General features: G+C 64.6%; 12 protein-coding genes and 1 tRNA gene. 7 read left to right on the plus strand and 6 right to left on the minus strand.

Annotation, left to right across the window (positions count from 1 at the left end):
• The first annotated feature begins 178 nt into the window (after positions 1 to 178).
• The gene (locus H4W01_RS11095) at positions 179 to 781 is read left to right on the plus strand and encodes an alpha/beta hydrolase (RefSeq protein ID WP_209611026.1); all 603 of its coding nucleotides are present in this window, start codon (positions 179 to 181) and stop codon (positions 779 to 781) included.
• 78 nt (positions 782 to 859) lie between these two features.
• Here H4W01_RS11095 and H4W01_RS11100 read toward each other — a convergent pair whose 3' ends face one another.
• From H4W01_RS11100 to H4W01_RS11115, 4 genes are read right to left on the minus strand one after another with little or no spacing between them, the layout of a single operon-like run.
• Complete coding sequence (locus tag H4W01_RS11100; protein ID WP_209611027.1) at positions 860 to 2,944, minus strand: S9 family peptidase; 2,085 nt, start codon at positions 2,942 to 2,944, stop codon at positions 860 to 862.
• A 52-nt stretch (positions 2,945 to 2,996) separates the two neighbouring features.
• Positions 2,997 to 3,554, minus strand: a complete 558-nt coding sequence (locus H4W01_RS11105) for a DUF2497 domain-containing protein (protein ID WP_334685238.1) — start codon at positions 3,552 to 3,554, stop codon at positions 2,997 to 2,999.
• A 33-nt stretch (positions 3,555 to 3,587) separates the two neighbouring features.
• Positions 3,588 to 5,099 (minus strand): TolC family outer membrane protein, encoded by a 1,512-nt coding sequence (locus H4W01_RS11110; protein WP_010403430.1) that lies wholly within the window; start codon positions 5,097 to 5,099, stop codon positions 3,588 to 3,590.
• Positions 5,100 to 5,119: 20 nt separating this feature from the next.
• Complete coding sequence (locus H4W01_RS11115) at positions 5,120 to 5,785, minus strand: protein-L-isoaspartate O-methyltransferase family protein (RefSeq protein ID WP_334685239.1); 666 nt, start codon at positions 5,783 to 5,785, stop codon at positions 5,120 to 5,122.
• Between the two features lie 175 nt (positions 5,786 to 5,960).
• Here H4W01_RS11115 and H4W01_RS11120 point away from each other — a divergent pair.
• The 4 genes from H4W01_RS11120 (at position 5,961) to H4W01_RS11135 (ending at position 10,422) form a co-directional block, all read left to right on the plus strand.
• Positions 5,961 to 6,034, plus strand: a tRNA-Cys gene (locus tag H4W01_RS11120).
• A gap of 145 nt (positions 6,035 to 6,179) precedes the next feature.
• Positions 6,180 to 6,593 (plus strand): DUF2946 family protein, encoded by a 414-nt coding sequence (locus H4W01_RS11125; RefSeq protein ID WP_209611029.1) that lies wholly within the window; start codon positions 6,180 to 6,182, stop codon positions 6,591 to 6,593.
• 99 nt (positions 6,594 to 6,692) lie between these two features.
• On the plus strand, positions 6,693 to 9,062 hold the full coding sequence (locus tag H4W01_RS11130) for a TonB-dependent receptor family protein (RefSeq protein ID WP_334685240.1): 2,370 nt from the start codon (positions 6,693 to 6,695) through the stop codon (positions 9,060 to 9,062).
• A 10-nt stretch (positions 9,063 to 9,072) separates the two neighbouring features.
• Positions 9,073 to 10,422 (plus strand): PepSY-associated TM helix domain-containing protein, encoded by a 1,350-nt coding sequence (locus tag H4W01_RS11135; protein ID WP_209611030.1) that lies wholly within the window; start codon positions 9,073 to 9,075, stop codon positions 10,420 to 10,422.
• Here the strand turns inward: H4W01_RS11135 and H4W01_RS11140 are convergent.
• Positions 10,408 to 10,806 carry a (deoxy)nucleoside triphosphate pyrophosphohydrolase gene (locus H4W01_RS11140; protein WP_010403441.1) on the minus strand — a complete coding sequence of 133 codons (399 nt, stop codon included), beginning with the start codon at positions 10,804 to 10,806 and terminating at the stop codon, positions 10,408 to 10,410. The genes H4W01_RS11135 and H4W01_RS11140 overlap by 15 nt on opposite strands.
• A gap of 100 nt (positions 10,807 to 10,906) precedes the next feature.
• On the opposite strand from H4W01_RS11140, the gene H4W01_RS11145 reads away from it, so the two are divergent.
• Both H4W01_RS11145 and H4W01_RS11150 read left to right on the plus strand, forming a co-directional pair.
• Positions 10,907 to 11,092: a Flp family type IVb pilin gene (locus H4W01_RS11145; RefSeq protein ID WP_209611031.1), complete on the plus strand. Its 186-nt coding sequence runs from the start codon at positions 10,907 to 10,909 to the stop codon at positions 11,090 to 11,092.
• Positions 11,093 to 11,224: 132 nt separating this feature from the next.
• Positions 11,225 to 11,392: a Flp family type IVb pilin gene (locus tag H4W01_RS11150; RefSeq protein ID WP_010403444.1), complete on the plus strand. Its 168-nt coding sequence runs from the start codon at positions 11,225 to 11,227 to the stop codon at positions 11,390 to 11,392.
• Positions 11,393 to 11,497: 105 nt separating this feature from the next.
• On the opposite strand, the gene H4W01_RS11155 is transcribed toward H4W01_RS11150, so the two are convergent.
• Entirely contained in the window at positions 11,498 to 12,445 is a 948-nt protein-coding gene (locus tag H4W01_RS11155) for an acetyl-CoA carboxylase carboxyltransferase subunit alpha (protein WP_209611032.1), read from the minus strand.
• Positions 12,446 to 12,456: the final 11 nt, after the last annotated feature.

Below are 12,456 nucleotides of genomic sequence, written 5' to 3' on the forward strand. Positions count from 1 at the left end.
CCTGCGTCCAATTGCCCGGACTTCAGGACAGACTATCGATCTGGCGCAACCGGCATACGGTCTGGCGCAGCTCTATTGCCTAGTGCCGTAGTAGGAATAGCTTTGATGCGTGGAAGCGAAATCCGACTCGATCTCTGACGAGTCGCAAGCGACCACCAAAGTTGATGGGAGAGCAGTCATGGTCTTTGTTACCGACGTGCTGACCGACACTCCGCTGCCGATCCTGGTATCGGTACGCGGGGATTCGCCGCCCTCGAGCCTCGTCGCCCGGGTCGAGCTAGACCTGTCGAAATTCCACAATGGCCGCTGGGCGGTGCAGCTCGACGCGACCTTTTCGCGCGGTGATGCGCCTGTCGTCATCCTCGCGCGCGGGGTCGCATGTCTGGCCATCGCGTGGTGGGCACAGCTTTCGCCGCGCAGCTATCTGCGGTCGGTGCGCGGTGCCGTGTTCGATTCGCCGCTCGCAGCGGATATGAGCCAAGTGGCCGTGGCTGCAGCAATCCGCAGCGGGCCCGCCTATCGCTTGCCCTTCCCCTCGATTGTGGTGAACGACGCGTCGTTTCGGATCGAGGACGTTCTGCATCTTGCCGACAAATGGGGCAGCCGGTTCGTCGAAAAAGGCGGGGCGTCGGCTGGCCAACCCAGCAATCGCAATGGCCGCTTTACCGAGGCCGAAGACGGCCTGCTGGCCTATCTGGACGTGCTCGACCGAAACGTGCTTGCGCCGCAATCGCACGCTGCGCAGCACGCCGAAGTGCCGGTCCTCGCCCCGCAAGATTAACCGTCATTGCCCATGCGCACGATCGTGCGCCTGTTCCGGCCCCCGGGAAGTCCGAGGACCGGATACTTAAGGCAGGCGTCAGCCTCCCTTGCGGCCGGATGCGCCGACGATCGGGGGTTGCGGCGTAGTGGGGGCGGTCCATGTGTTCATCCACCCGAGCACCTGCTTATACCATTGGCGGCTCTCGCGCGGCTTCAGCACCCAGTGGCTTCCGCCCGGGAACACCACCAGCCGCGAGGGAATGTCGCGCCGCTGGAGCGCGGTGAAGGCAGCGATGCCCTGCGTATAGGGAATGCGGTAATCGCCTTCGCTGGTGATGACGAGCTGCGGCGTCTTCCACGCGGTCACATGGTTGACCGGATTCCACTTCTCGAACGCGGTAGGGTCCTCATAATATGGATGGCCGCCATGTTCCCATTCGTCGAACCAAAGTTCTTCGGTTTCGTACGCCATGGCGCGGGCATCGAACACGCCGTCATGCTGCACGATGCACTTGAAGCGATCGGGCCAATTGCCCTCGATCCAGTTCATCATATAGCCGCCATAAGAGGCCCCCAGCGCGCACGCATTGTCCGCGTCGAGCCAGGCAAACTTGTCGGTCGCGGCCTTGAGCCCGGCTTTCAGATCCTCCAGCGGCCAGCCGCCCCAATTGTTGCGGATCGCATCGGTGAAGCCTTGCCCATATCCGGTCGAGCCGTGGAAATCGACCGCGACCAGGCCATAGCCCGCGCCTGCGAACACCGCCGGATTCCAGCGATACGACCAGCTATTGTTGCTCGACCCCTGCGGCCCGCCATGCACCATGAACGCGATCGGCACCTTGCCCGTGCTGCCCGCGGGCTTCACCGCATAGCCCCACACCGTATCGTTATTGGCCCCGGTGAAGCTGAACCTGGTGACGCTGGGCATTTCGACATCGGCCAGCTTGGCCGCGTTGACCGAGGTCAGCCGCACCGCGCTCTTGCCGCTCAGGCGGTAAAAATCGTCGGGCGCGGTCAGCGAATTCATCGCATACACCACCCCGGTCGGCGTCGGTACGACCGCCGACACGCTCCCCGCCCCGGTCAGCCGCGCGACCGTGCCGGTCACCGGCGACACCGACCAGATCGGCGTTTCCTGCGTATCCTCGGCGGTGACGAAGATCGTCGTGCTGTCGGGGCTCCACGCGATCGACGCGACCGAGCGGTCCCAGCCTTCGGTCAGCGCGCGCACCGCGCCGCTCTTCAGGTCGCGCAGCATCAGCACTTGCCGATCGGCCTCATAGCCCGCCCGCTTCATCGCGAACCAGGCGAGATATTTGCCGTCGGGCGACGCGGTCGGGAGATTGTCCGTGCCGTGATTGGCCTCGGTCAGATTGACCGGCGCTGCCGATCCGTCGGCAGGCGCTGCGAAAATATCGAGATTGGTCGATAGCGGCTCGATCCGGCCCGCCTCGCGCAGCGCGAAATACACCGTCTTGCCATCGGCGCTCCACGACACTTCCTCGCCCCCACCAAACGGCTTGGACGGGGCATCCCCAACCAGTTTGCCTTCGATCGGCACGCCATTGCCGGTCGCGCCCGCTGCGGTCAGCGGCAGGACGAACAGTTGCGAGCGCGTGCCATCGGCCCAGCTCGCCCAATGCCGCACGAACATCTGATCATAAACGCGGCCATTGCCGGCATTGGCATCCTTCTTGACCATCGCCGGTTCGAGACTCGGCGCCCCCGGCAAGCGATCCGCCCAGACCAGCAACTTGTCGTCCTGCGGCGAGACCTTGAAGCCGCCCATCCCGCCCTTGAAATGCGTCAGTTGCAGCGGCGCGCCGCCAGCAATGCCGATCGACCAGACCGCATCCTCGCCGCCTTTGTCGGACTGGAAATACACGGTCTTGCCGTCATGCGAGAATTGCGGCGCAGTCTCGTTGACATCGGCCTCGGCGATCAGCTTTTCCGGGGCGGCCCCTTTGCGCGTCAGGTCGAGCCGCCACAGATCGAAGCGACCACCATCGATGGTCAGGTCGGTCTCGCGTTGCTGCCACACCAGCCAATGCCCATCGGGCGAAACAGCCGGAGCGGAGACACGCGACAGCGTGGACACATCGTCGATCGTGAGTTGGCGGGCGACCGCAGGCGCGGCAATGAAAGCGGCCGTCAAAGCGGTCGCAGCAAGCAGTGTTTTCATGAACGCAGGTTACAGCAGAACCATGCGGTCGCTGCAATCACCAGCGGGCGGCTTATTTGCCGGTGATGCGGTCGATTTCCTTGGCCACCATCGTCTCGACGATCGCGGGCAGATTGGCATCGAGCCAGTCGCGCAACATCGGGCGCAGCATCTCGCGGACCATGCCTTCCAGCGTGTCCGATCCGCTAACCTCGGGCTTCACCACCAGCCGCGACAGAACATCCAGCGGCCCGCGCGATGCCTCGGCGGTACGCGGCGAAACAATCGACTCGGGCGCGGGCGTCTCGGGCGCTGCTTTCGCGGCGACAGGCGGAGCTGCGCGAACGGGTTCAGGGGCTGGCTCCGGCACGAGATCCTCCCTTGCCACGGCCCGGGCAATCCGCGCCGATTGCGGGTTATTCTCGGGCTGGGGACGGCGTTCAAGCTCGGGCGCAGGCTGGCTCAGCTCGAGAATTTCATCGTCACTAAAAGGGGTTGGCTCGGATCGCGCGGGCAAAGCACGCGCCGGTCGCTTGGCACGCGCGGGGGCCGCGTCATTCTCTTCCGCGATGATCCGCTTGATCGATGAGAGGATGTCCTCCATCGATGGCTCCGCGCTCAAATCCCCCATCGACAACCCCTGAAAAGTGCGTCGATCCGCCGGTTAGCGGTTCTTCGTTGCTTCACCTGCGGTAATTGGGGCACTTCTGTCAACTGGCGCGTCCAGAATCGGATCGAGCGGGCGGGTGACCTTGGCGTCTTGCGGGCGAGTCGCGTTGGTCCGCGTGCCCGTAACCGCAGGATCGGGATCCGACGAAAAGTCCCAGATCCGTCCGCGCACGCTCTTATAATGCGCCACCGGATCGTAAAGCGGCCCGCCATCAAGCCCAAGATTGCGCGCCTCGGCCCGCCCCATCGCCGCCAGCAGCGCAAAGCCCGCCACATAGGCATCGCGCCGCGCCGTCACCAAGGTCACCTGCGAGTTCAGCAATTCCTGTTCGGCATTCAGAATATCGAGAATGGTACGGTTACCGACGCTGTTTTCGGCGCGCACGCCTTCCAGCGACAATTTGTTGGCGTTGACCGCCACTTCGCTCGACGTGATCACCTCGAGCGAGGACTTCCAGACGGCATAAGCCGACCGCGCTTGCGAGATGACGCCACGCTCGGTCTCGGTAACGCGCTCGATCGCCTGCAAGCGCGCATCCTGAGCCTGCCGGATCTGCGCCGATGGACGCCCGCCCTGATAGAGCGGCATCGTCAGCCCGAGACCAACCGTCGAGGACGTGCCCGTCTGGCCAATTGCGACGCCAGTTCCCGAACCAAGCGATCCGAGATAATTGTAATAATTGCCGCCGATGTTGACGCTGACCTTGGGCAAACGATTCGCGCGCGCCACGCCTATGTCATATCCCGCCGCCTGACTGGCCTTGGCGGCCGCCAACAGCGTAGGATTGTCCTTCAACGCGACGTCCACCGCAGCATCGGGATCCGCAGGAAGATTGGGGAGCGCCGGTGGCGGCTCGAGCGCGTCGGGCGCGCTGCCGACATAGCGGATATAGCTTTCCCGGCTGGAAATCAGCCGAGCCTGCGCCGTTTCGAGCTGCCCGCGGGCGATGGCAAGGCGCGCTTCGGACTGGGCGACGTCGGTACGTGTCAGATCCCCGACCTGGAACCGATCGCGGCTGGCCTGCAAATTGACCTCAAGCACCTTCACATTCTGGGTATTGAGGCCGACGATCGCTTCATCGCGGATCACGTCCATATAAGCCCCCACAACCGTGGTGAACAAATCGGACTCGGTCCCGCGCAAGCTCAACTGGCCGCCTTCGACCCTGGTTTGCGCAGCCCGCACGCTGTTGCGCACCGCGCCACCGGCATAAAGCGGGACCGACAAGGTCGCGCTCGCCGTGCCGCTGCGGTCCGGCGAGACGAAACTGTTCGAGGATTTGACGACGTTTTCGGTATAGGCGCTTTGCAAGGTGACGGCAGGAAGCGCCTGCGACCGCGCGATCGGCACGTTTTCGTCGTTTGCGCGCACATTTGCACGCTGCGCGGCGAGCGTCGGGTTGGTGTTATACGCCTTGACCAGCGCCTCGCGCAGCGTTTCCGCAGAAAGCGGGGTTGCCGCGAGCCCGAGTAGCGCAACGCCAGTCAGAAGGTGTATCGATCGCATGGGTCGCGGGTCTTTTCTGCTTAGAACGTGAAAGTGCGCGGCTGCGCAAAGCCGGGAAGCGGCACGCATTCGATGTCGGCAAAGGCGAGCAGGCCGAAGCCGCCCGCGCTGCGCCGACCTGCGGCGAGGCGCGTTACGCCGCGATCGACGATCCCGCCCACCGCACGCCCGCCAATCGCGACTTGCTCGACCAGGGCATCGGACACACCCTCGACCGCACCGTCGATGACCAGCACATCATAGGGCGCGCCAGCGGCATGGCCGTTTTCCAGCGGCCCCTCGACCAGCGTGACATTCGCCGTCCCAGCCAGCGCGGCCCGGGCATGGTCGGCAAGCGCCGCATCGCATTCGACCGCCACCACCGACGCCACCAATTCGGCCAGGACCGCAGCGGTATAGCCGCCCGCCGCGCCAATCAGCAGCACGCGGTCGGTGGGGAGCAGTTCGGCCTGGGTCAGCAAGCGCCCCGTTGCGATCGGCACGTTCTGCGCGCGCCCATGCCCCAGCGGTACGGCGGTATCGCGATACGCGAGCGCTGCCACCGCGCTCGGCAGGAACGCCTCGCGCGGGACCGAGTCCATTGCCGCGACGACGCGCGGATCGCTGACGGCATTGGTGCGAAGCTGGCTTGCCACCATGGCATGGCGCATCGCGAGCATATCCGAATCGTGCGTATTCAAGTTCATCGTGCCACCCTTGTCGGACACCCGGTTTTGCACAACTGTTGTAGTTGTACAATACACTAGTTGAGAGTGCCCACCTCTATCGTGGCGAACCGGGTTCGCCAAGCGACGTGTATCGGCATTTTTGCATGCGCGTGGTTGACAGCGGGCGCGGACGCTTGCATCTGCGCCGCTCTTCGGCCCGATGGCGGAGTGGTGACGCAGAGGACTGCAAATCCTTGCACCCGGGTTCGATTCCCGGTCGGGCCTCCACAACAGCTTCCAGAGAGTTTTCACGCACTCTGCAGATCGCTGTTTTTCCGATGACCTTGCTTCGTGCCAGATGAAGCAAAATCGACGCCGGGCGAGACATTTTGCCCTCGTGACATCGTGCGCCGCTCCCCATAAAGCACCCGCCGTGCACAGGTTCCGCGATCATATCCTGCAACACCGCGTTCTGGCGGCATGGCTGCTGGCGTTTGCGTTGCTGCTGAAAGTCGTCGTGCCCAGCGGGTATATGCTGGACACATCGGATGGCGTGATTCGCATCGCCATCTGTTCGGGCATGGGCCCGGTGAAGACGATGGCAATGGCGATGCCCGGCATGGCCGACTCCGCATCGCAAAAGCATCACAAGGACGGCGAAAAGGCCGACCAGCCGTGCGCCTTTGCCGTACTGAACGCACATTCGGTCGCGGCGACCGACCCGATCCTGCTTGCGCTCGCCATCGCCTTTGTGATGGCGCTCGGCTCACGGCGGATCGCACCGCCGCTGATCGGGCTGCGGCTCCATCTCCGCCCGCCCTTACGTGGACCACCTGCCACCCTGTGACGATCGTTAGAGCCGCGACGCGCTGAAGCAGCGGCGTCGCGACGGACGCGCATGGCCCAACGCCGCGCGTCCGCTACCAGCGTTTACAGGGGATTTTTCGTGCGCCTTCCATCTTTGTTTCTCGCGGCGTCGATCGCCGCGCTTGCCGCCGCGTCGGCTTCCGCCCAGACCAACGCCGACACGCGACGCCAGGACTTGCTGCGCCAACGCGCCGCGATCGATGCCGAACTGCAGCGCCTCGACGCCCCTGCCCCCACCCCTGCACCGGAAAGCCAGCCGAGCCGAGCGAGCGTCGCGGCGACATCCCCCGACGACATCATCGTCACTGGGCGGGCGCTGACGCTCACGACCAAGGTCGCGGGACAGACCGACACCACCATCACCAACGCCGCGTTCCGCAACACGCCCGCGACGACCATCGCCGACATCGTCAAACTCTCCCCCGGCGTCACCGTCATCGGCGGCAATGGCCCGCGCGACGTCGGCGTCTCGATCCGCGGGTCCAACGCGCGCAACAGCTTCGGCGCGCGCAACATCCAGGTGTTCGAGGATGATTTTCCCGTCACCCAGCCCGATGGCCTTGCCCGGTTCGATCTGACCGACCCGCATGCTTATGGCGCGGTCGATGTCGTGCGTGGCCCGTCCTCGGCGCGCTACGGCAATTATGCGGTCGAGGGCGCGATCAACTTCCGCACGCGGCGCGGGCGCGACCTGCAAGGCGTCGAGGCCGGGATCGATGGCGGCAGCTATGGCTATCTCAACGCTTATGCCACGCTCGGCCATGCCGGGCCCGGCTATGAATATGCGGTGTTCGGCAGCTTCGCCCGCGCCGATGGGGCAACGGGCCATACCGGCTATCAGACCGGCACGATCAACGCGCTGGCGACCTTTGCCCTGTCGGACCGCGACCGCGTCACCGGCAAGGTGATCTACAATGAAGGCGAATTCCGCCTGTCCACGCGGTTGTCGTTCAACCAATATCTCGCCAATCCGTACCAGCAAGGATGCGATCAGGCGGCGAGCGCCGCGGCGGGCTGCGGCACGATCTCGGTGTTGGCGAACGGGATCAACGGCACCCGCATCGCCCAGACCGCCGCCGAGGGCGATCTTGCGCGCAACGACCGCCGGACCATCATCGGTGCACGCTATGAGCATGATTTTTCCGCTGGCACGACCTGGCGCACGCAAGCGACCTTCGACAGCCGCGTGGTGTTCCAGCCGACCAGCGCGACGCCGTTTCGCGGTACGCTCAACAGTTACAATCTGAGCTCCGACGTCACCGCGCACAGCCAGATATTGGGCATGGATGCGCTGAGCTTTATCGGGATCTTCTACAACTATCTCGACGGGCAGAATTACTCCTTCAACAAGACGCCTGCAGGCCGCAACGGCATTGGCGCAACCACGCAAACAGTGTTCGGCGGCGTGCGCAATATGGGGGTTCGCGCCCGCGAGGAATTGGCGCTGACCAGGGATCTGCAGCTCATTCTTGGCATTGGCTATGAGCATTCGAAGATCGACATGCGCCAGACCAACTACACCTATCCCGTCGGTGCCAATCCGACGCTCAACAACATCCCCGCGATCCGCGATTTCGACAATGTCGCGCCTGAGGCGTCGCTGGTTTGGCAGGCACTTCCCGCCCTGCGGCTCCACACCCGTGTCGGCACGGCCTACGGCATTCCGCAATCGGGCCAGTTGTTCGTCACAACGGCAGGCGTCCCCGGCAATAATATCGACCTCAAGACGCAAACCAGCACCGGCGTGGACGTTGGCGCGGAGCTGACGCTCGGCGATACTCTCAAGGCCGAAGTGACCGGCTATTATGAGTGGTTCCGCAACGAACAGGTCAGCCAGTCGGCGGGGGTCAATCTGCTGTCCTACACCACCAACGTCCCGCGTTCGATCCATCGCGGGGTCGAGGTCGGCGTCAACTGGAAGCCCCTGCCCGCGCTCCTGCCCGGCGGCTATGTCCAGGCGACGTACAGTTATAACGACCAACGCTACACCCGTTATGTCGAGCGGCTGACCTCGGGGGCGGTGTCGGCCGCCTTCGACCGCGCCGACAACCGCATTCCGGGGGTGATCCCGACCTTCGCCAACGGGCGATTGGGCTATGACCAGCCGCACGGTGCGTTCGCCGGGCTGGGCGGCTTTGCCGAGGTGACCTACCGCTCGCGCTATTTCATCGACAATGCCAATCTGTTGCGCATTCCGGGCTACACGCTGATCAATCTCAACCTGCATTACGATCCTCCCGCAGCAACGGGCTGGTGGTCGCGTCTGTCCTTCTACGCATCGGTGCAAAATCTGGCCGACAAGACCTATGTCGGATCGGCGTCGATCATCTCGGACAGCCTGAGCGCTACGGGCGCACAAAACCCCGCCTCGGTGCTGATGGGCACCACCGGATCGGTGTATGCGGGCCAGCCGCGCACCGTCTATCTCGGCCTGAAGGGCCGGTTCTGAGGAGGATGTGATGGCCACTCCCGCCCGCCCGCAGCTCAGCTATAACGCAGTCTGGCGCTGGCATTTCTATGCCGGCGTGTTCTGCGTGCCCTTCGTGATCTGGCTGGCGCTGACCGGCACGATCTATTTGTGGAAACCGCAGATCGAGGCGTGGCTGGACCAGCCCTACACGCATTTGGCGACGACCGGCCCAACGGCGTCGCCCGATGCGCAGGTCGCTGCGGCGCTGCGGGCCGTTCCCGGAGCAACGCTGCACAAATATGTGCTGCCCGAGCGCCCGGACGAGGCCGTGCGCATCCTCGTCACCAAGGACCATCAGGATCAACGCGTCTATGTCGATCCGCGTTCGCTCGCTGTCCTCAGCGTCGTCAGCGAGGAGCAGCGGCCGATGCGGCTGATCTTCCATCTGCACGGCGAATTGCTGGCGGGGGCGTTTGGCAGCTATCTGGTGGAGATCGCCGCCTGCTGGACGATCGTGATGCTGCTGACCGGCCTGTATCTGTGGTGGCCGCGCGGGCGTTCCGGACTGGCGGGGGTGGTGTATCCGCGCCTACGGGGCGGACGTCGGGTGTTCTGGCGTGATCTTCACGCCGTTTCGGGCATTTGGGTGTCGCTGTTCGCTCTCGCGCTGATCGTGACCGGGCTTCCCTGGGCCAAGGGATGGGGCAGCTATCTCACCGAAATCCGCCAGCTTACCGGCACGTCGCGTGGGCCGGTCGACTGGACGATCGGCGGCAAGCCACCGCAGGCGGAGGCGATGTCGGGAGAACATGCCGGACATGGCGGCATGGCGATGCCGCGCGCGCAAATCGTGTCGGGCGAGCTCGCGCGCGTCATCGCGGTGGTGCGACCGCTCGCGGTGGCGCCACCGGTGTTGATCGCGCCGCCGATGCGACCCGGCGCGCCCTGGACGGCGACGTCGGACGCCGCGAACCGCCCATTGCGCAGCACGGTGAAAATCGACGGTCGCACGGGCACCGTCATTAGTCGCGAAGGGTTTGCGCAGCGCCACTGGATCGACCAAACGATCGGATACGGCGTCGCGGGGCATGAGGGCGCGCTGTTCGGCCTCGCCAATCAGCTCCTGGGCACCGTTACCGCGCTGTTGCTGGTGGTTCTGGCGGTGTCGGGCGTGGTGATGTGGTGGCGGCGGCGGCATATCGGCCTGGGCGCGCCGATCGCGCTGTCCCGCCCGCGCCTGGGGGCGGGGCTGGCCATCGCCATCCTAGCGCTCGCGCTATACCTGCCCCTGTTTGGCCTGACGCTTGTCGCAATCCTGGTCGCCGAAGCGGCCGTGCGGCGATGGATGCCCGGCCCCGCCCTCTGGCTTGGGCTCCGGGCAAGCCTAGCCTCGGGCTAACGCGGTCTCCAGCGCCGGGATGAACGGCAAATCGGCCGGGGGCATCTCCAGCCCCCGCAGTGCAGCGGGGGCGTGCCACGCCAACGCCGTCGCATCGAGCGCTTGCGGCTCGCCTGCCCACACCCGACACAAATAGAGCAGGAGCAGCAAATGCCGGTCGGCGAGCGGCTCGCTGGCGAAGGTCAGTGGTGTGAGCGCGGTCGGCGCGACGACCACGCCCAATTCCTCCTCCAACTCGCGCACCAACGCCGCCTCGGGCGTTTCGCCGGGTTCCACTTTGCCGCCGGGAAACTCCCACAGGCCCGCCAATGCTTTTCCAGGGGGGCGGCGCTGCACCAGCACCCGCCCCGCCCGGTCCACCAACGCGGCCGCCACGACCAGCATCACGGCTGTAAATCCGACGTACGGAATCCATTAAGCATATCGTAACGCACCTGTTTTAGAGATCGGCAACCAGCAGCTGTTTCGGTGGCCTCGAACCCATATGATCATCGACACGCTGAAACGACTCTGGGGCGATCGCAAGGGTGCCACTGCGGTTGAATATGGCCTGATCGTCGCGCTGGTCGTGATTGCGATGGTTGCTGCGCTGACTCAGCTCGCCAATTCGACCACCACGATGTGGGGCAATGTCAGCACCAAGGTCGCCGCTGCGACGGCAGGCGTCTAGATTCGGCGTCGCGGACAAAAGTTCCGTCGGGCTTAAACCTTTTTCAACTCTGCCTCCCTAGACTCGTCAGCGTTGGTCCGGTTTTTCCGGCCCGACCGGGTACTGAAGCTTTCACCAACGGAGACCGGAATCATGAAGACCATCCGCAATTTCATCAAGAATTCCAAGGGCGCGACCGCCATCGAATACGGCCTGATCGCAGCACTCATCGCCGTCGCCGCGATCGCCGCGATGCAGGGTCTGGGCACGCAACTGAACAAGACCTTCACCAACGTCACGACCAACATGAAGGCTTCGTAAGACTCTTACGAACTCCTCTAATGCAAAGGGCGGCGGAACCTTGGTTCCGTCGCCCTTTTCTTTGGTCAGCACGCCAGCATCGGGAACAACCGCTCCGTGTGCGCCTTAGATCCGCCCCATCGCCAGAAACTTCGCGCGCCGAGACCGACGCAGGTCGGCGGCGCTCTGGCCATCAAGGTTCGACAGCGCCGCGTCGATCGCATCGCCCAGCGCCGCGATCGCCGTCGCCGGATCGCGCTGCGCACCGCCCAGTGGCTCTGGCACGATCGTATCGATCACGCCGAGCCCCTTGAGATCCTGCGCGGTCACCTTCATCGCCTCGGCCATCTCGGCGGCTTTGTCGGACGTCCGCCACAGGATCGACGCGCCCGCCTCGGGCGAGATGACCGAATAGATGGCGTGTTCGAACATCAGAACGCGGTTTGCCGCCGCCAGCGCGATCGCGCCGCCCGAGCCACCTTCGCCGACGATCGCGGCCACCATCGGCACGCCCAGTGCCAGGCACATTTCGGTCGACCGCGCGATCGCTTCAGCCTGGCCGCGCTCCTCGGCCTGCACGCCCGGGAACGCGCCTGAGGTATCGACCAGCGTCACAACGGGCAGACCAAAGCGGTCGGCCAATTGCATCAGGCGAATCGCCTTGCGATAGCCCTCGGGCTTGCCCATGCCGAAATTGTGGCGCAGCCGACTGGCGGTATCGTCGCCTTTCTCATGGCCGATCACCAGCACGCGGCGGCCGCGAAAGGTCGCGAAGCCGCCCAGAATCGCCTGATCGTCGCCAAAGGCGCGGTCGCCCGCCAGCGGCAGGAAATCCTCGAACAGCCCGGCGACATAATGTTTGAAGTGCGGACGCTCGCCGTGGCGCGCGACCTGAGTCTTCTGCCACGGCGTCAGCCTGGCATAGGTGTCGCGCAACAATTTGTCGGATTTGGCCTGCAGCCGCCCGACCTCTGCGTCGATGTCGACCGTGCCTTCGGCTGCGGTCTCACGCAATTCATCGATCCGCGCTTGCAGTTCGGCGATCGGTTTTTCAAAATCGAGGAAAGTTGCCATAGGTCGGGCCG

The sequence above is a fragment of the Sphingomonas sp. PL20 genome, from assembly GCF_017875905.1.
Classification (GTDB): domain Bacteria; phylum Pseudomonadota; class Alphaproteobacteria; order Sphingomonadales; family Sphingomonadaceae; genus Sphingomonas; species Sphingomonas echinoides.

Bases quoted from the DNA above. Each gene is read 5' to 3' on its own strand.
- H4W01_RS11110 (WP_010403430.1), bottom strand. From the start codon at position 5,099: ATGCGATCGATACACCTTCTGACTGGCGTTGCGCTACTCGGGCTCGCG.
- H4W01_RS11140 (WP_010403441.1), bottom strand. From the start codon at position 10,806: ATGCTGGTCGTGGCGGCCGCGTTGGTGGACCGGGCGGGGCGGGTGCTG.
- H4W01_RS11100 (WP_209611027.1), bottom strand. From the start codon at position 2,944: ATGAAAACACTGCTTGCTGCGACCGCTTTGACGGCCGCTTTCATTGCC.
- H4W01_RS11145 (WP_209611031.1), top strand. From the start codon at position 10,907: ATGATCATCGACACGCTGAAACGACTCTGGGGCGATCGCAAGGGTGCC.
- H4W01_RS11155 (WP_209611032.1), bottom strand. From the start codon at position 12,445: ATGGCAACTTTCCTCGATTTTGAAAAACCGATCGCCGAACTGCAAGCG.
- H4W01_RS11095 (WP_209611026.1), top strand. From the start codon at position 179: ATGGTCTTTGTTACCGACGTGCTGACCGACACTCCGCTGCCGATCCTG.
- H4W01_RS11115 (WP_334685239.1), bottom strand. From the start codon at position 5,785: ATGAACTTGAATACGCACGATTCGGATATGCTCGCGATGCGCCATGCC.
- H4W01_RS11135 (WP_209611030.1), top strand. From the start codon at position 9,073: ATGGCCACTCCCGCCCGCCCGCAGCTCAGCTATAACGCAGTCTGGCGC.
- H4W01_RS11150 (WP_010403444.1), top strand. From the start codon at position 11,225: ATGAAGACCATCCGCAATTTCATCAAGAATTCCAAGGGCGCGACCGCC.
- H4W01_RS11105 (WP_334685238.1), bottom strand. From the start codon at position 3,554: ATGGGGGATTTGAGCGCGGAGCCATCGATGGAGGACATCCTCTCATCG.